This window comes from Kitasatospora sp. DSM 101779 (assembly GCF_025655475.1).
GTDB lineage: Bacteria > Actinomycetota > Actinomycetes > Streptomycetales > Streptomycetaceae > Kitasatospora.
Genome location: NZ_JAHTIK010000001.1, coordinates 560,218 through 578,345 on the forward strand (window position 1 = coordinate 560,218; position 18,128 = coordinate 578,345).

23 protein-coding genes and 1 tRNA gene are annotated in these 18,128 nt (G+C 74.7%); 14 read left to right on the forward strand and 10 right to left on the reverse strand.

Annotation, left to right across the window (positions count from 1 at the left end; translation table 11 throughout):
- Nucleotides 1-86: 86 nt before the first annotated feature.
- A complete protein-coding gene (locus KSNIM_RS39340) occupies nucleotides 87-1,634 on the reverse strand; it encodes a putative Ig domain-containing protein (protein WP_411543646.1) in 1,548 nt (515 codons plus the stop codon).
- 408 nt (nucleotides 1,635-2,042) lie between these two features.
- Here KSNIM_RS39340 and KSNIM_RS02655 point away from each other — a divergent pair, with 408 nt between their 5' ends.
- The 3 genes from KSNIM_RS02655 (at nucleotide 2,043) to KSNIM_RS02665 (ending at nucleotide 4,231) form a co-directional block, all read left to right on the forward strand.
- The gene (locus tag KSNIM_RS02655) at nucleotides 2,043-2,756 is read left to right on the forward strand and encodes a ribonuclease H (protein ID WP_263101574.1); all 714 of its coding nucleotides are present in this window, start codon (nucleotides 2,043-2,045) and stop codon (nucleotides 2,754-2,756) included.
- A 97-nt stretch (nucleotides 2,757-2,853) separates the two neighbouring features.
- Nucleotides 2,854-3,054 (forward strand): hypothetical protein, encoded by a 201-nt coding sequence (locus KSNIM_RS02660; protein ID WP_263101575.1) that lies wholly within the window; start codon nucleotides 2,854-2,856, stop codon nucleotides 3,052-3,054.
- Nucleotides 3,055-3,310: 256 nt separating this feature from the next.
- Complete coding sequence (locus KSNIM_RS02665) at nucleotides 3,311-4,231, forward strand: phytoene/squalene synthase family protein (protein ID WP_263101576.1); 921 nt, start codon at nucleotides 3,311-3,313, stop codon at nucleotides 4,229-4,231.
- 94 nt (nucleotides 4,232-4,325) lie between these two features.
- Here KSNIM_RS02665 and KSNIM_RS02670 read toward each other — a convergent pair whose 3' ends face one another.
- On the reverse strand, nucleotides 4,326-5,702 hold the full coding sequence (locus KSNIM_RS02670; RefSeq protein ID WP_411543647.1) for a geranylgeranyl reductase family protein: 1,377 nt from the start codon (nucleotides 5,700-5,702) through the stop codon (nucleotides 4,326-4,328).
- Between the two features lie 325 nt (nucleotides 5,703-6,027).
- Between KSNIM_RS02670 and KSNIM_RS02675 the strand changes: the two genes are divergently transcribed.
- The 5 genes from KSNIM_RS02675 (at nucleotide 6,028) to KSNIM_RS02695 (ending at nucleotide 8,333) form a co-directional block, all read left to right on the forward strand.
- On the forward strand, nucleotides 6,028-6,864 hold the full coding sequence (locus tag KSNIM_RS02675) for an undecaprenyl-diphosphate phosphatase (RefSeq protein ID WP_263101577.1): 837 nt from the start codon (nucleotides 6,028-6,030) through the stop codon (nucleotides 6,862-6,864).
- A 257-nt stretch (nucleotides 6,865-7,121) separates the two neighbouring features.
- The gene (locus KSNIM_RS02680) at nucleotides 7,122-7,508 is read left to right on the forward strand and encodes a BlaI/MecI/CopY family transcriptional regulator (RefSeq protein WP_263101578.1); all 387 of its coding nucleotides are present in this window, start codon (nucleotides 7,122-7,124) and stop codon (nucleotides 7,506-7,508) included.
- Nucleotides 7,505-7,942, forward strand: a complete 438-nt coding sequence (locus tag KSNIM_RS02685; protein WP_263101579.1) for a hypothetical protein — start codon at nucleotides 7,505-7,507, stop codon at nucleotides 7,940-7,942. Before KSNIM_RS02680 ends, KSNIM_RS02685 begins: the two co-directional genes overlap by 4 nt.
- Nucleotides 7,939-8,115, forward strand: coding sequence for a hypothetical protein (locus KSNIM_RS02690; RefSeq protein ID WP_263101580.1), 177 nt, complete (start codon nucleotides 7,939-7,941; stop codon nucleotides 8,113-8,115). The genes KSNIM_RS02685 and KSNIM_RS02690 overlap by 4 nt, the downstream gene beginning before the upstream one ends.
- Nucleotides 8,112-8,333: a hypothetical protein gene (locus KSNIM_RS02695; protein ID WP_263101581.1), complete on the forward strand. Its 222-nt coding sequence runs from the start codon at nucleotides 8,112-8,114 to the stop codon at nucleotides 8,331-8,333. The genes KSNIM_RS02690 and KSNIM_RS02695 overlap by 4 nt, the downstream gene beginning before the upstream one ends.
- Nucleotides 8,334-8,359: 26 nt before the next feature.
- On the opposite strand, the gene KSNIM_RS02700 is transcribed toward KSNIM_RS02695, so the two are convergent.
- Nucleotides 8,360-8,584: a hypothetical protein gene (locus KSNIM_RS02700; protein WP_263101582.1), complete on the reverse strand. Its 225-nt coding sequence runs from the start codon at nucleotides 8,582-8,584 to the stop codon at nucleotides 8,360-8,362.
- Entirely contained in the window at nucleotides 8,581-9,246 is a 666-nt protein-coding gene (locus KSNIM_RS02705) for a class I SAM-dependent methyltransferase (protein WP_263101583.1), read from the reverse strand. Before KSNIM_RS02705 ends, KSNIM_RS02700 begins: the two co-directional genes overlap by 4 nt.
- Nucleotides 9,247-9,330: 84 nt before the next feature.
- Here KSNIM_RS02705 and KSNIM_RS02710 point away from each other — a divergent pair, with 84 nt between their 5' ends.
- From KSNIM_RS02710 to KSNIM_RS02720, 3 genes are all read left to right on the forward strand, one after another.
- Nucleotides 9,331-9,975 carry a TetR/AcrR family transcriptional regulator gene (locus KSNIM_RS02710; RefSeq protein ID WP_263101584.1) on the forward strand — a complete coding sequence of 215 codons (645 nt, stop codon included), beginning with the start codon at nucleotides 9,331-9,333 and terminating at the stop codon, nucleotides 9,973-9,975.
- Between the two features lie 713 nt (nucleotides 9,976-10,688).
- Nucleotides 10,689-11,222: a hypothetical protein gene (locus KSNIM_RS02715; RefSeq protein ID WP_263101585.1), complete on the forward strand. Its 534-nt coding sequence runs from the start codon at nucleotides 10,689-10,691 to the stop codon at nucleotides 11,220-11,222.
- A complete protein-coding gene (locus KSNIM_RS02720; protein WP_263101586.1) occupies nucleotides 11,212-11,844 on the forward strand; it encodes a Fic family protein in 633 nt (210 codons plus the stop codon). The genes KSNIM_RS02715 and KSNIM_RS02720 overlap by 11 nt, the downstream gene beginning before the upstream one ends.
- A gap of 102 nt (nucleotides 11,845-11,946) precedes the next feature.
- On the opposite strand, the gene KSNIM_RS02725 is transcribed toward KSNIM_RS02720, so the two are convergent.
- Entirely contained in the window at nucleotides 11,947-12,732 is a 786-nt protein-coding gene (locus KSNIM_RS02725; protein ID WP_263101587.1) for a phosphatase PAP2 family protein, read from the reverse strand.
- Nucleotides 12,729-12,866: a hypothetical protein gene (locus KSNIM_RS02730; protein ID WP_263101588.1), complete on the reverse strand. Its 138-nt coding sequence runs from the start codon at nucleotides 12,864-12,866 to the stop codon at nucleotides 12,729-12,731. The genes KSNIM_RS02725 and KSNIM_RS02730 overlap by 4 nt, the downstream gene beginning before the upstream one ends.
- A 289-nt stretch (nucleotides 12,867-13,155) precedes the next feature.
- Between KSNIM_RS02730 and KSNIM_RS02735 the strand changes: the two genes are divergently transcribed.
- Nucleotides 13,156-13,881 carry a DUF2625 domain-containing protein gene (locus tag KSNIM_RS02735; RefSeq protein WP_263101589.1) on the forward strand — a complete coding sequence of 242 codons (726 nt, stop codon included), beginning with the start codon at nucleotides 13,156-13,158 and terminating at the stop codon, nucleotides 13,879-13,881.
- Between the two features lie 24 nt (nucleotides 13,882-13,905).
- Here KSNIM_RS02735 and KSNIM_RS02740 read toward each other — a convergent pair whose 3' ends face one another.
- On the reverse strand, nucleotides 13,906-14,799 hold the full coding sequence (locus KSNIM_RS02740; RefSeq protein WP_263101590.1) for a DUF1028 domain-containing protein: 894 nt from the start codon (nucleotides 14,797-14,799) through the stop codon (nucleotides 13,906-13,908).
- A 140-nt stretch (nucleotides 14,800-14,939) separates the two neighbouring features.
- Between KSNIM_RS02740 and KSNIM_RS02745 the strand changes: the two genes are divergently transcribed.
- Nucleotides 14,940-15,488, forward strand: a complete 549-nt coding sequence (locus KSNIM_RS02745) for a MarR family winged helix-turn-helix transcriptional regulator (RefSeq protein WP_263101591.1) — start codon at nucleotides 14,940-14,942, stop codon at nucleotides 15,486-15,488.
- A gap of 37 nt (nucleotides 15,489-15,525) precedes the next feature.
- Here the strand turns inward: KSNIM_RS02745 and KSNIM_RS02750 are convergent, their stop codons facing one another.
- The 3 genes from KSNIM_RS02750 to KSNIM_RS02760 all read right to left on the reverse strand — a co-directional run bounded on the left by KSNIM_RS02750 (nucleotide 15,526) and on the right by KSNIM_RS02760 (nucleotide 17,352).
- A complete protein-coding gene (locus KSNIM_RS02750) occupies nucleotides 15,526-16,200 on the reverse strand; it encodes a formylglycine-generating enzyme family protein (protein WP_263101592.1) in 675 nt (224 codons plus the stop codon).
- Between the two features lie 66 nt (nucleotides 16,201-16,266).
- Nucleotides 16,267-16,343 (reverse strand) — tRNA-Met (locus KSNIM_RS02755).
- Between the two features lie 64 nt (nucleotides 16,344-16,407).
- Nucleotides 16,408-17,352 carry a beta-ketoacyl-ACP synthase III gene (locus KSNIM_RS02760; RefSeq protein WP_263107806.1) on the reverse strand — a complete coding sequence of 315 codons (945 nt, stop codon included), beginning with the start codon at nucleotides 17,350-17,352 and terminating at the stop codon, nucleotides 16,408-16,410.
- A 101-nt stretch (nucleotides 17,353-17,453) separates the two neighbouring features.
- On the opposite strand from KSNIM_RS02760, the gene KSNIM_RS02765 reads away from it, so the two are divergent.
- On the forward strand, nucleotides 17,454-18,110 hold the full coding sequence (locus KSNIM_RS02765) for a TetR/AcrR family transcriptional regulator (protein ID WP_263101593.1): 657 nt from the start codon (nucleotides 17,454-17,456) through the stop codon (nucleotides 18,108-18,110).
- Nucleotides 18,111-18,128: the final 18 nt, after the last annotated feature.

Genomic DNA, 18,128 nt, shown 5'->3' on the forward strand with positions numbered 1-18,128 from the left:
CGGCGGGTGCTGAGAGCCGGGCCCCGCACGGGACCGGGCCCGGCCGCTGCTGCGGCCGGGCCCGGCTGCCACGGGTGTGCGGCCGGTCAGGGGCCGGTCTGGACGGCGGTGTCGTCGATCACGAAGCTCGTCTGCAGCGAGGAGTCCTCGACGCCGTTGAACTTCACGGTGACGGACTGGCCCGCGTACGCGGACAGGTCGACCGTCTTCTGGCTGTACCCGGTGTTCTTGTTGAGGTTGGACCAGGTGGCCACGGTGGTGCCGTTGACCGTGACGGTCAGCTTGTCGTAGGCGGTGGTGGTGCTGGTCTCCGCCGTGTCGATGTGCAGCCAGTAGCTGAGCGTGGCCTTGCAGCCGGACGGAATGCTGACGGTCTGTGCGGCGCTGTCCGTGTGGGAGGAGCCGTAGCCGTTCAGCCAGGCCTTCCAGGAGCCGGAGTGGGCGGCCTGGGAGGCGCTGTTGTCGACGACGCCGCTGGTGGTCGTCCAGGGGGCGGCGGTGCCGGTCTCGAAGCCTGCGTTGCCGAGCAGCTGGGCGGGGACGCAGCTGATGCTGCCGGAGACCGTCCAGGTGAAGCCGGTCGAACCGGTCTTGTTGGCGGCGTCCTTGGCGGTCACGGTCACGTTGTACGTGCCGGCCGCGGTGGCGGTGCCGGTGATCCTGCCGGAGCTGCTGATCGACAGGCCGGTCGGCAGTCCGGTGGCGGTGAAGCTGAGCGGGGTGGTGCCACCGGAGGCCGCGATCTGCAGGTCGGCGGTGCCGTTCAGCGCCGTGGCCTGGTTGCCGGGGTTGGTCACCGTCACGGTGCCGCTGCCGGCCGGCTTGGTGAGCAGACAGCCCGCGACGTTGAGGTCGATGGCCCGGCCGCTGCCGAGGCAGGTGGTGAACCAGTAGGTCTCTTCGCCGTAGCTCTGGCCCTTGGTGGCGGTGGTGGTGCCGTCGGCGGCCACCTCGCACGGGTTGTTGAGAGTGCACATCGCACCGTCGTCGTTGCCGGTGTTGTTGATGCCGACGACCTTCTTGGAGGCGGCGTCGACGATCGGCGAGCCGGAGGTGCCGTGCGTGGTGTTGCAGCCGGCGCTGTAGCGGAGCGAGTCGTGCCAGGTCCACTCGTCCTCGCGCAGGGTCGGGACGAACCCGTTGATGGAGCAGTTCCAGGTCTGCTTCCAGTACGAGGACGGGATGAACATCGCGGAGCCGTCGACCGGGTGGGTGTCGCTGATGGTCAGCGCGGTGACGCCGTACTTGCTGCCGATCGAGGAGAAGGTGTCGGTCAGCTGGTAGAGCGCCACGTCGGTGCCGGTCATGGTGGCGTACAGCACCTTGTCGGCCTGGACGGTGCCGAGCGAGGAGCCGGAGGGGCTGAGCAGCGTGCCGCTGCGGCTGGCGGTCTGATTCTGGATCACCACGCCCGAGGCGGGCATGGTCGGCAGGCAGTGGCCGTTGGTGAGCATCATCGCCCGGTCGGTGTCGACCGAGGTGGGGTACCGGACGAGCGAGGCGGAGCAGTTGCTCAGTGCGATGGTGGCCGTCAGATCGCCTGCCTGGACGGCGTAGGCGGGCACGGCTGCCGCGGTCACCGTGCCTGCGGCGATCGCGACCGCGCCTATTCCGGCGGCGAGTCCCTTGAACATGGGGTCTCCTTGTGGGGGATGTGCCGACGCGCGACCGGTTGCGCACGCGGGCCGCACGAAACTGCCATGGCCGCTTCAAGAGGGTCAACCACCCCGGCGGAAAAGGCCGTTCGCCGACACCGCCCGGCCGCGGCCGACCCGCACGATGTGGCCACGGCCAAATCCGGACGACTCCCGCCCAGCCCCCTCAACCGGGCACCGCCCACCGCGGCGAACACCGCGCCGTGCGCCCGCGGGCCGGTGCCTGCGCACCGGCTTTCGCCCTGCTCCGGGCGGGCGGACCGGCGTGCAGAGGTCCATACCCTGCCCCGCGGAGCAAGATTGACCGGAAATCGATCACAGCGGCGGAACGTACCGGCCACCGCCCGGCGGCGCGGAGCACGGCCCGACCGATGAAAGGATCGGGGCATGGTCGAACGAGTCATTGCAGCCTGCGACGGTGCCGCCAAGGGGAATCCCGGACCGGCCGGATGGGCCTGGGTCCTGGCCGACGCCGCGGGCACCCCGCAGCGCTGGCAGTCCGGCGCGCTGGGCCGGAGCACCAACAACATCGGCGAACTCACCGCGCTGGAGCGGCTGCTGGCCGCCACGGACCCGGCGGTGCCACTGGAGGTGCGGCTGGACAGCACCTACACCCGGGACGCCGTCACCAAGTGGCTGCCCGGCTGGAAGCGCAACGGCTGGCGGACGGCCTCGGGCTCGCCGGTCGCCAACCGGGACCTGATCCAGCGGATCGACGCGCTGCTGGCCGACCGTGAGGTCTCCTTCGTCCACGTCGCCGCGCACCGGGTCGACGGCGACCCCCTCAACGCGATCGCCGACAAGGCGGCCAGTGACACCGCCCGCACCCAGCAGGGCGCGGACGGCACCGCGGCGGACCTGCCGGTGCCCGATCCGGTCGCCGAACGGCCGGCCCGCCCGGCCCGCCGCCCCCGGACCCCCCGGACGGCCGGCACCGCCTCCGGCGCGTCCACGGCCTCCACCGGCTCCACGGCCTCGGGCGGGGGCCGGCGGACCCTCGCCGCCCGCTTCCCCGGAACCTGCCCGTGCGGGCGCGGCTACGGCAAGGGCGAGCGGATCACCCGGGTCGGCGAGAGCTGGGGGCACCCGGACTGCGCGTGACGGCCGCCGGAGCGCCGCTGCATCCGCCGCCCCGGGGCTCCGGCCCCGGGGCGGCGTAGCATCGGGAGCATCGGGACCAGCAGGCGCGGAGAGTCCGATGAGCACCAATCCCGCAGAGCACCGGCCGGCCGAGGTGACGGACCCGGAGTGGTCCGCCCTCGATGCCTCGCCTCCCCACCACCGCGAGTCCGCCGCACGCCGGCGGCCCGCCGCACAGTACGGCGGCGACGACGACCTGATGGGTCCGTCGTCCGCCGTGTACCCGTACCCGCCGACCAAGGACGACGAACCGGACTGAGCGGCCCCGGCGCCGCGCCCCGTCCGGCCGGGGGCGCGCAGTGCTGCGCCCGGCCGGGGCCCGCGGTCGTTCAGTGGTGCGCGCAGTGGTGCGGTGACGCGCCCGGACGGCGCCGACTCCGCAGGTGGGTGGCCCGGTGCGACCCCGCCGCAGCGCGTCACCGATCATGGAGGCGTTCCTGTGCGGTGGGTGGAGAGGTGTCCGGGTGTATTCGTGGCGGCGGTGTCTCGTCGAGGCCGGGGTGAACGGTGCCGGGGTGTCCCGTCCCGGGAGGGACGGCGCCGGGGCGGTCGGCGCCGCGCGGGCCCGGGACTACGGCGAGGCCGCCCGCTTCCTGCGCCACCGCGAACCCGCGCTGTTCGCCGCGGTGCGGATGCTGGGCGTCCCGGCGTACCAGCCGCACGCGGTCGCCGGCTACGCCTTCGCCTGCTGGACCGACGACCTGTGCGACCAGGGGGCGCCGCAGGTCCGGGCCGAGCGGTTCGCACGGTGGCGGGAACAGGTCGGCGCGGCGCTGGCCGGTGAGGAGTGCGGGCAGCCGCTGGCCCGTGCCTTCGTGCACTCGGCGAGGCTGCGCGAGCTGCCGGGGCACTGGATCGAGGACTATCTCGCCGGTGCGGAGGCGGACCTGTCGTTCACCGGCTTCGCGCGCGAGGCCGACTACCAGGCGTACGTCGACCGGTTGTCCTGGCCGTTCACCATGCTCACCGCCGGACTGGTCCACGTCGGCGGCGGGGACGAGCGCTACGCCGCGGCCGGGCGGGCGCTGGCCGACGCCTGGCAGCGGCTGGACTTCCTGATCGACCTGGCCGAGGACCTGGGCGAGGGCCGGCTGTACCTGCCCGGGCAGAGCCTCGCCGACCACGGGGTGACCCGGGACGATCTGGCCTCCGGGCGCCGCACGGAGGGCGTCGAGCAGCTGGTGGCGGACCTCGCCGACCTCGCGGAGAAGGCGCTGCTGCAGGCCGACGCGATCCTGGAGGTGCCGGCGGAGTTCCGGCCGCTGAGCCGGATGGCGCTGCGGCTGGCCCGTCGGCGGCTGGCGGCGGTCCGCCGGGCCGGCGCGGGCATCGTCGAGGGCCCCGTCCGGGACTCCGCCTGGGGCCTGCTCGCCCTGCTGACCGCGGCCCGCCGCCCGGACGCCCGCGAGCGCGCACACGACCGCCTGGCCCGCTGAGCGCCCTAGCCCGGCGGGGCCGCGCACGCAAAGGGGGACGACCTGCTCCTGCTCCGCGTGCGCGGCCCCGCCGCGTCCCGTCGCCCCGGCCGCGTCAGCGGCGGCGCAGCGGAACGGCCTTGACCAGGGCGTTCAGGACGTGGTCCGCGGTGTCCCGCGGCGGGTCCTCCATCAGGTGGGTGAGCAGCCGGGCCAGCGAGGCGAGCAGGCCGGGCCGGGCCATGACCTGTCCGTTGAGGATCGGCCGGTAGCCGAACCGGCTGAACACGAGGTCACCGGCGGTGTTGCCGAGCCGGTAGTAGCGCCCCCAGCGGCGCCGGATCTCGGCGGGGTAGCGCTGCAGTGCCTGGTCGCGGCGGGGCCCGGCGGGACGGGTCAGCGCGAGGACGACGGTGTCGGCGGCGACCTCGGCGGCCTCCATGGCCTGGGCGATGCCCTCGCCGCTCCAGGGGCTGATCATGCCGGCGCTGTCGCCGACCAGCAGCAGGCCGCGGCTGTACTGGGGGTGGCGGTTGAAGCCCATCGGCAGGGCGGCGCTGCGCAGCGGCGAGTCGGCGTTCTGCTCGTTGAGGCCCCAGTGCCGGGGCAGCCGGGCGAGCCACTGGTCGAGGGTGGCGCGGAGGTCGATGGTGCCGTGGTCGCGGTGCGGCAGCGCGCCGAGGCCGACGTTGACCCGTCCGTCGCCGAGCGGGAAGATCCACCCGTAGCCGGGCAGGTCGCGGCCGGTGCGGGCGCACCGCAGGTCGGCCCAGAGCTCCAGGTACTCGTCCTTGGAGAGTTCGGGGCTGCGGTAGTAGCGGCGGGCGGCGGTGGCGAGGGCGCGGCGGGGGTCGCGTTCGAGGCCCATCGCGATGGCGGTGCGGGCGGAGGCGCCCTCGGCGGCGACGACCAGCGGCGCGCGGTAGGTGACCGGTCTTCCGTCCGGCCCGGTGGCGGTGACGCCGGTGATGCGTCCGGCGCGGTCGGTGATCGGGCCGGTGGCCTTGACGCCGAGCCGGAGCCGGGCGCCGGAGGACTCGGCGTGCCGGGCGAGGATGTCGTCGAAGTCGTGGCGGCTGCGGGTGAGGCCGAAGTCGGGGTAGCGGCCGAGGTCGGGCCAGTCGATGGTGACCTGGCGGCCGGCGCAGACCCAGCGCATGCCGCGCGAGCGCATCCAGCCGGGGGTGTCGATGTCGATACCCATGCGCAGGAGCTGGTGGACGCCGCGCGGGGTCAGCCCGTCGCCGCAGACCTTGTCGCGCGGGAAGCGGCTCTTCTCGAGCAGCAGGACGTCGACGCCGGCGCGGGCGAGGTGGATCGCGGTGGACGAGCCGGCGGGTCCGGCGCCCACCACGATGACCTGGGCCTCCTCGGTGGCGGGCGGCTCGTGGGCGTCGGGGGTGTCGGGCGACGTCCGGGCCCCGGGGGCTCCGGCGGCGGTCGCGGGGTCGGGGTTCTGCGGTGTCGGCGGGTTCTGCGCCGGTGGCCTCACGGTCTCCTCCTGAGTGCGCCTGTGCACCGTGCGAATGCCTGATCCCTACCCACCGGCGGCGCCACACCGTCGGCTGTGTTCCTCACCACACGATCGTGGCACGGCGGCGGGGGCGGACGACGGCAGGCGCGGCCGGTCGACGGCGCCGCGCGCGCCGGCGGAAGCCCCCCTCCGCCGGCCGGATCGGCAGCCCGCACGCTGCCCGCGGAGGCCGGGCGCGCGCCACGCCGACCCGGGTGGACCGCCGATACCCAGGACGTCTACATTCTCGTAGACGTGCGGGCGGAGGCCCGCCCGCAGGGTCGAGATCCGGGAAGGGTCCCACGTGAGCGTGATCACCGTCGGTCAAGCCGTCGTCCTCGGCGTGGTGGAGGGAGTGACGGAGTTCCTGCCGATCTCCTCCACCGGCCACCTGAAGATCACCGAGGGCCTGATGGGCATCCCGGTCGACGACAAGTCGGTGGTCGGCTTCACCGCGGTCATCCAGGTCGGTGCCATCGCGGCCGTGCTGCTCTACTTCCTCAAGGACATCACCCGCATCGTCGGCGCGTGGGGCCGCGGCCTGGTGAACAAGGAGGAGCGGTACCACCACGACTACAAGTTCGCCTGGTGGGTGATCTACGCGACGATCCCGATCGTCGTCGTCGGCCTCGCCGCCAAGCCGCTGATCGAGGGCCCGCTCGCCTCCCTGTGGGTGGTCGCCGGCTCGCTGATCGTCGGCAGCGGCGTCATGTGGGCGGCGGACCAGATGAGCCGTCTCAAGCGCGGCGAGGACGACACCGGCCTCAAGGACGCGATGATCGTCGGCTCCGCCCAGATCCTCGCCCTGCTCTTCCCCGGCTTCTCCCGCTCCGGCGCCACCATGTCCGCCGGCCTGATGCTGGACCTCGAGCGCGTCGCCGCCACCCGGCTCTCGTTCTTCCTCGGCATCCCGGCGCTCACCGGCGCCGGCCTGTACGAGCTCAAGGACGCCCTCGGCGCCGGCGTCGACCCGCTGCCGCTGATCGTCGGCACCGCGGTCTCGTTCGTCGTCGCGTACGCCTCCATCGCCTGGCTGCTGAAGTACGTCGCCAAGCACTCCTTCAACGCCTTCGTGGCCTACCGGGTCGTCGTCGGTGTGCTGCTGCTCGGCCTGCTCGGCACGGGCGTCCTGAACGCCTGACCCGCACCGCCGCAACGGGCGGCCGCCCACCACCCGGGCGGCCGCCCGCGCCGTGTCCGCACCGCGAACGCACCGTGCCCGGCACACGCCGCGCCCGGCCCGGGTCCGCATCACGTCCGTCCGTGCGGTCGACGCCGTCGACCGCACTGCACCCCGACCGCACCGCGCCCCCGGTTGCGCGCACGCCGCGTAGCCTGGAGACCGAGCCGCCGCCACGGCCCCGGGCGCGGCCCGACGGGGAGAGGGGAACACCGGGAATGTCCTACGCCACAGCGACGAGGCGCCCGCACGGGCAGCTCGAGTCCGACGTCCTCGCCGTCCTCTGGTCGGCCGACCGGCCGCTCAGCCCCGGCGAGGTCAACGACGCACTCGGCAGCGCCCTCGCCCGCACCACCGTCACCACGATCCTGACCCGGCTCCACGAGAAGGACCTCGTCCACCGCGAACGGGCCGGCCGCGGCTACGTCTACGCCGCCGCCCAGGACGCCTCCGGCATCGTCGCCTCCCGGATGCACACCGAACTCAGCAAGGGCGCCGACCGCGACAGCGTGCTGCGGCACTTCGTCTCCGCGCTCGGCCCCGGCGACGAGGCCCTGCTGCGCAGCCTGCTCGCCGACGCCGACGGCACCCGGGAGCGGGCGTGAACACGCCCGCCCTGGCCGCGCTCCTGCTGCCCTGGCTCGCCGCACCCGCCGTCCGGGCACTCGCCGCCCGGCTCACCCCGCGCTGGGCCGCCCTGTCCGTGGCCTGCTGCGCCGCCCTGCTCGCCGCCGGCACCGCGGTCGGCCTGTCCGTGCTGCTGCTCGCCGGACTGCTGCACCTGCCCTGGCTGGCCGCCGCCGGCCGCCTGCCGCTCGCCTGGCTCGCCGCCACCTCCCCCGTCCCCGTCCGGGTCGCCGCCCTGCTCGCCCCCGCCCCGCGGGCCCCCCGCGGCCGCCTCCTCCACCTGGTGGTGGCCGGACTGCTCACCGTCGTCGGCACCACCGCCGCCACCGGACTCGGCTCCGCCTACGACCTCCACGAGTACGTCGAACAGGGCCAGGCCACCTCATCCCCTGCGGCCCCGGCCAACCGGTGACCGACACGCCGGACGCGGCCGCGCGACTCGCCCGCCGCGTCCGCGAGGCACTCACCGCGGCCGGCCCGCCCGTGGTCGGTCCCGGACCGGACGAGGAGCCCACCGGCGGCGCCCAGGTCCGCGTCGACACCTGGAACAGCCACTTCCTCGGCTGGAACCCGAGGTGGTCGTGACCTGGCGGACGAGCCGGGAGCTGCGGGCGCCGATGGTGGCCGCGATGACGGGCAACGACCTCGGCCACCCGTCGATCCGGCAGTCCGGCGAGGCGCAGGAAGCCATGTGCGCGGCCCTCCTCGCCGTCCTGACGAGCGCGGGCTTCACCGCCCGGGAGCACGACAACGACATGAGCCCCTTCGGCGTCCGCGTCCTCGCCGGTCCCGCCGACGGCTGACCTCCCGGGCCCGCGCCCCACTGCCGCTACCCGTTCTCCGTCCGGTACGGGCGCGCGCGGGCGCGCAGCACCCGGCGGGCCGCCACCCCGGCGGCGAGGTGGCAGGCCAGACCGACCGGGACGGCCACCAGCGGGACCTTGGTGCCGAGCCACAGGTGGAACCCGAGGCCGCCGGCGACCAGGGCGAGGGCCCCGATCCGCAGGGCACGGTTCGCCCGCAGGGCACCGCTCGCCCGCGCCGCCGCGGTCATGCGGACGGACCCGGGTTGACCGCCTGCACGTAGTGGATCCAGGGGCGCAGGTCACCGGTGCGCACCTCGGTGAACCCGGCCTGCTCGACCAGCGGCCGCAGCAGGTGGACGGGGTTGTGCTCCATCACGGGCCCGGTGACCGCGCCGATGAGGTGGCGGGCCACCGCACCGGACGGCGGGCGGAAGTCGGCGAGCACCAGCCGCCCGCCCGGCCGCAGCACGCGGCGCATCTCGGCGACGGCCCGCCCGCGGACGTCCTCGGGCAGGTGGTGGACCATCAGGCTGCTGGCCACCACGTCGAACTCGCCGTCGGCCGCCGGGAGTTCCTCGGCGATGCCGTCGGTGAAGGTGCAGTGGGCGCGGCCGGCGGCGCTGCGCCGGGCGTGGGCGAGGACCTCGGCGGACGGGTCGACGCCGACCGCGCGGCCGGCCGGGGTGACGGCATCGGCGAGGCGCAGCGTGAGGTAGCCGGTGCCGCAGCCGACGTCCAGGGCGCGGTCGCCGGGTCGGGCGCCGGTCAGTTCGGCGAGGCGGGTGTAGACGCTGCGGCGGCGTCCGCCGAAGAACACCGCGCCGAACGCCTCGTAGGCGCGGGCGTGGCCGATGGTCTGCCCGGCGGTACGGGAGTCCGCCGTGCCGTGCAGAAAGCGTGCGAGTTCCATGCCGGAACCTTTCTTAGTGGCGACTAAGTAACTTCAACTTAGTCGCTACTAAGTTCTCTGGCAAGGGGCCGATAGGATGCCGGTGTGCCCGCCCCCCAGCCCGCCCAGAAAGCCACCCAGAAGGCCCGGCGCCCGCGCCTGAGCGCGGAGGACCGCCGGGCGTCGATCCTCGACGCCGCCACCGAGGTCTTCTCCGAACTCGGCTACCAGCGCGGCAAGATGTCCGAGGTCGCCCGCCGGGTCGGGGTCAGCGAGCCGGTCGTGTTCCAGAACTTCGGCTCCAAGTCGGCCGTCTTCGCGGCCGTCCTCGACCACGCGGCCGCGCTCATGTCGGACGGACTCCGTTCCTGGGCGGGCCGCTGCCCGACCGTCGGCGCCTGGCTGGCCGAACTCCTCGCCCCCGAGCACCTCGCCCATGTGCACGCCCGGGGCACCGTCGGCGTGCTCTTCGAGGACGCCATGACCCTCACCAGCGAACCCGAGGTCCTCGAAGCGGCCCGCCGCGGCAATCGGGCCCTGGCCCGCACCCTCACCGACCTGCTCGAACAGGGCCGCGCCGACGGCAGCCTCCGCCCCGACGTCGACCCCGCCGCCGGGGCCTGGTGGCTGATCTCCCTGCTCTCCTCCCAGCATTTCCGCCAGACCGTCGCCCCCGACCCCGCCGACACCGAGGCCGCCCTCGTCGCCCTCACCCTGCGCCTCCTGATGCCCGAGAGCCCCGCCACCTGACCGGCCTGTAGCCGGAGTCAGCGCGTGTTCGGGCGGTCTCGACCAGGGCCGGGCACCGGCCGTCGCCCGCGCCGATCGGGCGCCCGCCCGCATCACCGCCACCGGCGGATCCGGGGAAGAATGCCGGCATGACGACTTGAAGAGCAGCGGCCGGGCGACCGTACTGGCAGAAGGTCGCGGCCTGGGACACCGTTCCGGACGGCGATCGGCGGGTGTGCGCGGACTGTGGAACTCCTGTCCGCTCGTACCAGTACCGCCTCCGTCCGGCAGGGTCCTCGATGTTCGAGCGGTGCATCGGACTCGCCTGGTGTTCCGCTTGCAGGATCTACGTCGGCAACCTGGTGTACGTCCCGCGGGAGCGGGTCCTGGTCGATGCCCTCGCGTGTCTTCCCCCTGAGCAGCGGGACCGACTCCTCCGCTCGGAATCCCGGCTGGTCAGGTTCCTGGACCGGCACGCCTGACGCGGCACCAGTCCGGTCCAGCGGCCGGTAATTCGGGTGACACGGCCCGGATTCGTCGACATCATCGGTCAGTTGTTCTGCCACGTCCGACTTCGGGGGTACACCACGTCCGTCCACCAGCAACTCCGAGCCTGGTCGCTGTCCTGGTCCGAGGTCGACCCGGGGCAGAATGCCTTCGCATGGGACGACGACGAGGGGGACCGGCTCGCGGCGCTGGTCGCCCCGATGGCGCCTCCCGCCGAAGCCGATCGGATGGAGAACTTCCGCTTCATGCGGGAGGTGACCGAACTGCTGACGGCACGCTACGGCCGCTGGGCCTGCGGCTGGGACTGGTCGATCCACAACGGCGGCCCCGTCGGCGCGTGGTGCTGTGACGCGCATTCGGTCGGAGAGGCCGAGGAGACCGCCGCACGGGTCGTGGACTGCGTGCTGGAGTGGCGCGACTGGCTGGAGGACACGGCCGAGCGGTTCGAGCGACTGGCCCCGCCTCCCGGCGCGGACGCCGAGGACCGCAGCTGGCATCTGGAACGTGCGGCAACCCGCCTGGTCACCGCAGTGGTGGACCGGACCCAGGCCGAGGCGGGCTGGTACGGACTCGCCGAGACGACGTTGGCCTGGTTCCTGTCCTCCACGGGGCTGGGACCGGAGGATGCGGAGAAGGCGGTGGATGCTGCGATCGGCGGCCGGTTCAAGAGCTGGGCCGCACCGACGCCGACCCTGCTCGATGCCGTGGGAGAGGCCCTGGCCGTCAGCCTGACCGGTCGCGGGTCCTACCGTGAGCGATGACGCGCTGGCGCAGTGGTGCAGGGTCAGGGAGCAGGTCGACTGGTGCTCCGCGTCGGCGGCCCCGGTGCCGGTGCGGCCGGCCGTCGACGGACTCGCCGCCTGGTTCGACGGGCCGGTCCGCACTCGCGACCCGGACCGCGCCGACCGTCTGCTCGCCGCGATGGCCCGCTCCCGCACCGCAGCCTCCCGGCCGGAGCCGCTCACCCTCGCACTGCTCGACGACTGGCAGAGGCTGGTCCTCGGCGTCCCCCGCGTGCCCCTGCGCGAGGGGGACGCCTTCGCCAAGGGCGGCCGGGAGCGCTACGGACTGACGCCGCACACCTGGCAGGACTTCGCCGCCTGCCTGCGTCAGAGCGCAGACCCCTCGGTCCCGCTGCCCGCCCGGGCGGCGCGGGCGTATCTCGACGTCGCCTTCTTCCATCCCTACCCGGACGGCAACGCCCGCCTGGCGCTGCTGGCTCTCGCGTACGTCCTGGAGACGGAGGACGTACGCCTGGACGAGGTGGGACCGCTGCAGACCACGCGCTACGCGGACGACCCGGCCGGCGCCCTCGACCTCGCAGCTCTCGTCTCCGTACTGATCCGTGCCACCCAGCGCCGGGCGGCCGCAGTCGCACACTGACGCATCACCGCGTTGAGCAGGCCGGGTCTGTCTCCCCCGCGGCCGGCGCCGACGTGGGCGATCACCACCGGCCGAGGTCGGACACAGGCGGGGAACACGGGCCTACGAACCGTCCGCCCGCGCCCCGGCCTGCGGCTCCGGTGGCGCGGACGGCCACCAGGGGATGCGGCGGGCGAGCAGCGCACCGAGCGCGAGCCAGCCGGCGGCGAGGAGCCACCCGCCGAGGATGTCCAGGGGCCAGTGCACGGCGAGGTAGACCCGGCTCAGCCCCACGAGGGCGGCGACGCCGAGGAGCAGCACCGTCCAGCGGCGGCGGGCGGCGGGCGGGCGGCCGATGGCCGCGAGGTGGCGACCGATCGCCCAGGCGAGCAGGCCGAAGGCGGTGGCGGAGGTGAAGGTGTGCCCGGACGGGAAGGAGAAGCCGCTCGCCGTGGCGGCCCATCCGGCGACGGGCGGGCGGGGCCGGCCGGTGCCGTGCATGATCAAGGTCCGCAGCAGTTGGCCGGCGGCGAGCCAGCCGAGCGGGGCGAGGGCGACGAGCAGCCGCCGCGGGCCGGCTGGGACGTGGCGTGCGGTGAGCAGCCCGGCGCCAATCGCCGCCGCGTACGGGACGAGGGCGCTGCCGAGGGAGGTCACCGCGGAGGCGGCGACCCGGGCCGCCCCGGGCCGGTGGTCGCCCGACCAGTCGATGGCGTCCCGCTCCCAGCCGAACGGTGCCGTGCCGTGGACGACGAGCAGCAGGGCCAGCGCGGTGAATCCCGCCCACGCGCCGACCAGGACGGCCAGGGCGGTGCGCGTGCCGTGCCGCGCGGCCGGGGCCTGCGTCCCGGTCGGCTCCCCGCGGTCGGGGCGGGCGGCGGCCCGGTCCGCGTCGGCCACGGCGGTCACCGGCCGCCCTCGGCGATGCGACGCCCACCGAGCGGGCGGCCGACCTTCAGCGCCGAGCGGTCGGCGCGCAGCACGGACGAGCAGGCTTCCGGCACATCGGAGAGGTCCGGCACGGGGACGGCAAGGGACGACATTCAGGCCACGCCTCTCGGGAGGATGCCGCGGGACGGCCCACCGCCACACGCTGTCTACATCAATGTAGACGACGCCCGCGGCGGGGCCGCACCACCCCGCCCGCCCGTCGGAGGCGGGCCACCCGGACGGCGCCCGCCGGCGTTCCGATGGCCAGCTCCGCGAGATCGGACGCCGCGTCACCACCGCCATCGACCCCACCGGCAGCTGCCCCGGGCCCGGCCCGGCCTGACGCCGCGGCAGTTCCCGCCCCGCCCGCACGTCGCCGCGACCGGCTGCCATCATGCTCGGATGCGAGAGATCGATCAGCTGGTCCAGGTGGACGACCCGGCGTGGCCGGACATCCGGGCGGCGTGCGCGGCGAGCGACGTGCCGGTGCGGGTGCTGCCCGTCGACCCCGAGGACGGCCGCCGGTGCCTGCTGCAGATGCAGGTGACCGCCCGGTCGGCACTCGGCGCCCTGACGCTGCACTGCGGCGGACTGGTCCTGGACGACGGCTGGGTGCGGGTGTACGGCGGCGGCTCGGAGTCGCTCGGCGGCCTGCCGAGCCTGGGGCGGGTCAACCGGTTCCCCTCAGCGCTCGATCCCGCATGGCACCCCGCGACGGGGCTGGTCGTCGGGCACGACGTCCTGGGCGGGGTGTTCGCGCTGAACGGCCACGACCCGGCGGGTGAGGGCCGCCCGGGCCTGCCGGGACAGATGACCTGGTTCGCTCCCGACACGCTGGAGTGGGAGGCGTTGGAGGTCGGCCACTCCGCCTGGGTCTCGTGGCTGCTGTCGGACGGCCCGGGGGCGCTCTACGAGGGGCTGCGGTGGCCGGGCTGGCGCGAGGAGAGCGCGGCGCTGACCCCCTCACAGGGGATCGCCGTCTACCCGTTCCTCTGGTCCGAGCAGGCCCGCGCCGACCTGGCGGCGACCAGCCGGAAGGCCGTGCCCATGCGTGAGGTCCTCGGCGTGGCGGCGGACTTCGCCCGGCAGGCGGGCCCGGCCGATCCGGGTTTCCTCGGCGAGATGTGAGGAGGCCTGCAGCACGGGCCGGGCTCACTCCAGCAGGTCGTCGGCGGTGGTGCCGGGCGGCAGCGGCAGCAGGCCCTTGGCGGCGAAGCCGCGGAGGAGGGTCTCCCAGCCGGGGTGGTCCGCGAGCAGGGCGTGCAGTTCACCGGTCGCGGCGGCGGCCTCACCGCGGGCCATCAGGGCTCCGGCCCGCAGGAAGCGCAGGCCCTGTTCGCCGGGCAGGGCGGCGAGGGCGGTGTCGATCGCCCGGAGGGCACCGTCCGCATCGCCGCCGTACAGCGCCTCCACCGCCCGGTCGAAGCCTCGGTAGGCGTCGGCGGCGGTGAGCAGCCGGGCGAGGTCGCCGAGCGGGTCGCCGGAGCGGTCGGTCCGCAGGTCGACCAGTCGGCCCTGCCACGGCGCGCCGCGGGTGCCGGCGACCACCAGCAGGGCGGCGGACATCCGGCCGCGGGCGTCGCCGCCGGCGGCCTCGGCGGCGCGCAGCGCGGTGAGCAGGCGGTGCGGGAAGGGTCCGCGGGCGGCGGTGTAGGCCTCGGCCATGGCGGGCCAGACCCGGTCGGTGGCGGCCATGTTGGCCTGGACGGCGCAGCTGTCCTCGATCAGGTGGCCGGCGTGGTCGACGCAGAGGGTGCCGGTGCGGGCGGCGAGGGTGCCGTCGGCGGAGACGAGGGCGATCTGCCGCATCTCGGCGGCCGGGTCGGTGGCGACGGCGTCGGCGAGGGTGTCGGGGGCGGACATTCCGGCGGAGAGTCCGTCCAGGCAGCGTGGGCCGTGGGCGGGCTCGGTGAAGCCCTGGGTGGCGACCGCTCCGACGCCGGGCCGGGCCCAGGGGACGAGGGTGCCGACGGCGAGCACGGCGGACTGGACGGCGACGCCGAGCGCCCCGGTCTCGGGGTCGCGCGCCACGATCGAGTACGTCATTCCGGCCTCCCGCCCCCGGGTTGCGCCCACCGCTCAGATCCTCCGCCTTCCGGGGGGAACCCACCAGCGGGCCTTCCGCAGAGCCCGCTGCGGGATTAGGGTATTGCTTCATGATGAAGCACGTACATAATTCTGGGGAGTTGTCGGCCGATGACGACGGCCGGTTCTACGACGCCGGGGTCCGGGCCGCGATGGCGGCGTTGGCGGTGGAGGGCGACACGCTGGCGCTGGAGGCGGCAGCGGCGTTGCGCTCGGCCACCCAGGCGGTGGACCGCCTGCGGGCGCTGGGCGCGGGCGGTCGCGGGTTGAGCACGGGGGCGCTGGACGTCCTCGTCCGGCTCGCCACGGCGGACGAGGAGGGGCTGACCATCGGGGAGCTCGCCCGGGCCGGCGGGGTCAGTTCGCGCAACGTCACGGGCCTGGTCGACACCTTGGAGGGCGACGGGCTGGTGCGGCGGGTCCGCGACGAGGCGGACCGCCGGTCGGTCCGGGTGGTCGTGACGGCCGGGGGCCGGGCCTGGCTGGAGGCCTTCCGCGGTCCGACGCAGCGTGCCATGGCGGCCGTCTTCCGGGGCTTCACGCCCGAGGACCTCGCCGCCTTCCGGCACCTGTGCCTGCGCCTGGTCGACAACCAGCGCCGCCTGGAGGAGCACCTGGCCGGCCGGCCCGCCGCGCCGCCGGCCCCCTGAGCCGACGGGCGACGCGTTCGGATCGGGAGTCAAGGCCTCAGCAGGGGAGGGAACGGGCGAGGCGGAAGCCCACGTCGTCGACGGTGAAGGTGGGGTGGCTGCGGCGGCGGGCGGAGGCGCGGCAGCTCCAGTGCTCGTCGAACCAGCCGCCGCCGCGGAGCACCCGGTAGCTGCCGTAGACCTCGGCGTCGTAGACGTCCCAGCACCAGTCCCAGACGTTGCCGAGCATGTCGTGGAAGCCCCAGGCGTTGGGCTGCTTGCCGCCCACCTCGTGCAGGCGCTCCCCCGAGTTGCCGCGGTACCAGGCGATCTCGTCCAGCGGGCCGTAGCGCGGCCCGTCGGTGCCGGCGCGGCAGGCGTGCTCCCACTCGGCCTCGGTCGGCAGCCGGTAGCCGTCGGCGGAGGCGTCCAGGCCGATGCCCTCGCCGTCCTCGTGCAGCCGGTAGGCGGGCGACAGCCCTTCACGGGCGGAGAGCGCGTTGCAGAACCGGACGGCGTCCCACCACGAGACGCCCTCGACGGGCAGCCGCTCCCCGTGGGCCGGTCCCGGCTGCCGCCCGGTGACCTCGGCGTGGAGGGCCCGGGTGACGGGCACGTCCGCGAGCTCGTACGGGGTCAGTCCGACGGTCCAACTCCGCTGCGTGCGGCGGTCCGTGAGCACGACCTCGCCGGCCGAGACAGTGATCATCGCAAGGTGTGCGCCGAGGTCCATGACCCCTCCCGGAATCGGCCGGACACGCCGAGGGCCCGGCAGGGGTGCCTGCCGGGCCGTCGGACCTGGTGGCCGGAGTCGGATTCGAACCGACGACCTCTGGGTTATGAGCCCAGCGAGCTACCGAGCTGCTCCATCCGGCGATGTGTGTTCACCGTACTGGCGGGCTCCGACTGACGGGAAATCATTTTCCGCGGCCTGCAGCGGTCAGGGGCAGGTCACGACCTGGCCGGCCCAGGAGAGGCCGCCGCCGAACGCGAGGAGCAGCACGCGGGCGCCGGAGGGGAGTTCGCCGCGCTCCGTGAGCTTGGAGAGGGCGAGCGGCACGGAGGCGGCGGAGGTGTTGCCGGACTCGACGACGTCCTGCGCGATCAGCGTGTGCGGCGGCAGGTCGAGCTGCCGGACGAGGGCCTCGATGATCCGCAGGTTGGCCTGGTGGGTGACCACGCCGGTGAGGTCGGACGGGGCGATTCCGGCGCGCTCGCAGGCCTCGCGGGCGATGGCGGGCAGTTCGCCGGTGACCCAGCGGAACACCGACTGGCCCTCCTGGGCGAACCGCGGCTGCCAGTCGTCGACGAGCCGGACGGCGTTTCCGCGGGACGGGTCGGAGCCCCAGGCGACCGGGCCGATGCCGGCAGTGTCGGCCGCACTGAGGACGGCGGCGCCGGCGCCGTCGCCGAGCAGGACGCAGGTGCTGCGGTCGGTCCAGTCGGTGACGTCCGACATCTTCTCGGCGCCGATGACGAGGGCGTGCCGGGCGGCGCCGGCCCGCAGGCTGTGGTCGGCGGTGGCGAGCGCGGTGCAGAAGCCGGCGCAGCCGTTGTTGAGGTCGAAGGCGACTGCGGAGGGGATCGCGAGCCGGGCGGCGACCTGGGCCGCGGTGGAGGGGCAGCGGTCGATCGCGCTGCAGGTGGCGACGGTGACCAGGCCGATGTCGGAGGGTTCCAGGCCGGCTGCGGCGAGGGCCTTCTCGGCCGCGGCGGCGGCCATGTCGGCGACGGTCTCCTCCGGGGCGGCGATCCGGCGGGTGGCGATGCCGGTGCGGCGGCGGATCCATTCGTCGCTGGTGTCGACCATCGCGGCGAGGTCGTCGTTGGTCAGGACGCGGGCGGGCTGGTAGTGGCCCAGTGCGGTGATGCGGCTTCCCTGCATTCCCTGCATGCCGGTCTCTCCTCGGCTCGGCGACGGTTCCCGGGAATATAGCAACCGATCGGTCGGACGCTATACGGATGGCTGCTCGCTACGATGACGGCATGAGTCCACGCAAGTCCGTCGCCGAGGCCCGAAGAACGAGGGACCGCATCCTGGAGCACGGCATCGCGATCGCCTCGGTCGACGGGCTGGACGGGCTGACCATCGGCCGCCTCGCCACCGACCTGGGCATGAGCAAGGCCGGCGTGCTCGGCCACTTCGGCACCAAGGAGGCACTGCAGCTCGCCGCGCTGGACGGCGCGGCGGCGATCTTCTCCCGGACGGTGTGGGCGCCCGCCGAGCACCGGCCGCCCGGCCTGGCCCGGCTGAGGGCGGTCTGCGAGGCGTGGATCACCTATCTGGAGACGGACCGCGACACCTTCCCCGGCGGATGCCTGTTCACCACCGCAGCCGTCGAGTTCGACGCCCGCAGCGGGCCGGTGCGCGACGCGGTCGGCCGGCTGCTGCGGGTCTGGCGCCGCCGGCTGGCAGCGGAGGCGCGCACGGCCGTCGCCGAGGGCGAGCTGCCGGCCGACACCGACCCGGAGCAGCTCGTCTACGAGCTGGGCGGCCTCTATCTGGCACTGAACCAGGAGCTCCAGCTCTTCGGCGCCCCCGGCGCCGCCGAACGCACCCGCCGCGGCCTGGACCGCCTGCTCGGCCCGGGCGCCCCGGCGGGCCGGGCTCCCACGCCCCGGACACGCCGCGCCGCCCCCTGACCCGCGCTGCCACGCCGG

Bases quoted from the DNA above. Each gene is read 5' to 3' on its own strand.
- KSNIM_RS39340 (WP_411543646.1), bottom strand. From the start codon at position 1,634: ATGTTCAAGGGACTCGCCGCCGGAATAGGCGCGGTCGCGATCGCCGCA.
- KSNIM_RS02655 (WP_263101574.1), top strand. From the start codon at position 2,043: ATGGTCGAACGAGTCATTGCAGCCTGCGACGGTGCCGCCAAGGGGAAT.
- KSNIM_RS02660 (WP_263101575.1), top strand. From the start codon at position 2,854: ATGAGCACCAATCCCGCAGAGCACCGGCCGGCCGAGGTGACGGACCCG.
- KSNIM_RS02680 (WP_263101578.1), top strand. From the start codon at position 7,122: ATGTCCTACGCCACAGCGACGAGGCGCCCGCACGGGCAGCTCGAGTCC.
- KSNIM_RS02700 (WP_263101582.1), bottom strand. From the start codon at position 8,584: ATGACCGCGGCGGCGCGGGCGAGCGGTGCCCTGCGGGCGAACCGTGCC.
- KSNIM_RS02705 (WP_263101583.1), bottom strand. From the start codon at position 9,246: ATGGAACTCGCACGCTTTCTGCACGGCACGGCGGACTCCCGTACCGCC.
- KSNIM_RS02715 (WP_263101585.1), top strand. From the start codon at position 10,689: ATGGAGAACTTCCGCTTCATGCGGGAGGTGACCGAACTGCTGACGGCA.
- KSNIM_RS02730 (WP_263101588.1), bottom strand. From the start codon at position 12,866: ATGTCGTCCCTTGCCGTCCCCGTGCCGGACCTCTCCGATGTGCCGGAA.
- KSNIM_RS02735 (WP_263101589.1), top strand. From the start codon at position 13,156: ATGCGAGAGATCGATCAGCTGGTCCAGGTGGACGACCCGGCGTGGCCG.
- KSNIM_RS02740 (WP_263101590.1), bottom strand. From the start codon at position 14,799: ATGACGTACTCGATCGTGGCGCGCGACCCCGAGACCGGGGCGCTCGGC.
- KSNIM_RS02750 (WP_263101592.1), bottom strand. From the start codon at position 16,200: ATGGACCTCGGCGCACACCTTGCGATGATCACTGTCTCGGCCGGCGAG.
- KSNIM_RS02760 (WP_263107806.1), bottom strand. From the start codon at position 17,352: ATGCAGGGAAGCCGCATCACCGCACTGGGCCACTACCAGCCCGCCCGC.
- KSNIM_RS02765 (WP_263101593.1), top strand. From the start codon at position 17,454: ATGAGTCCACGCAAGTCCGTCGCCGAGGCCCGAAGAACGAGGGACCGC.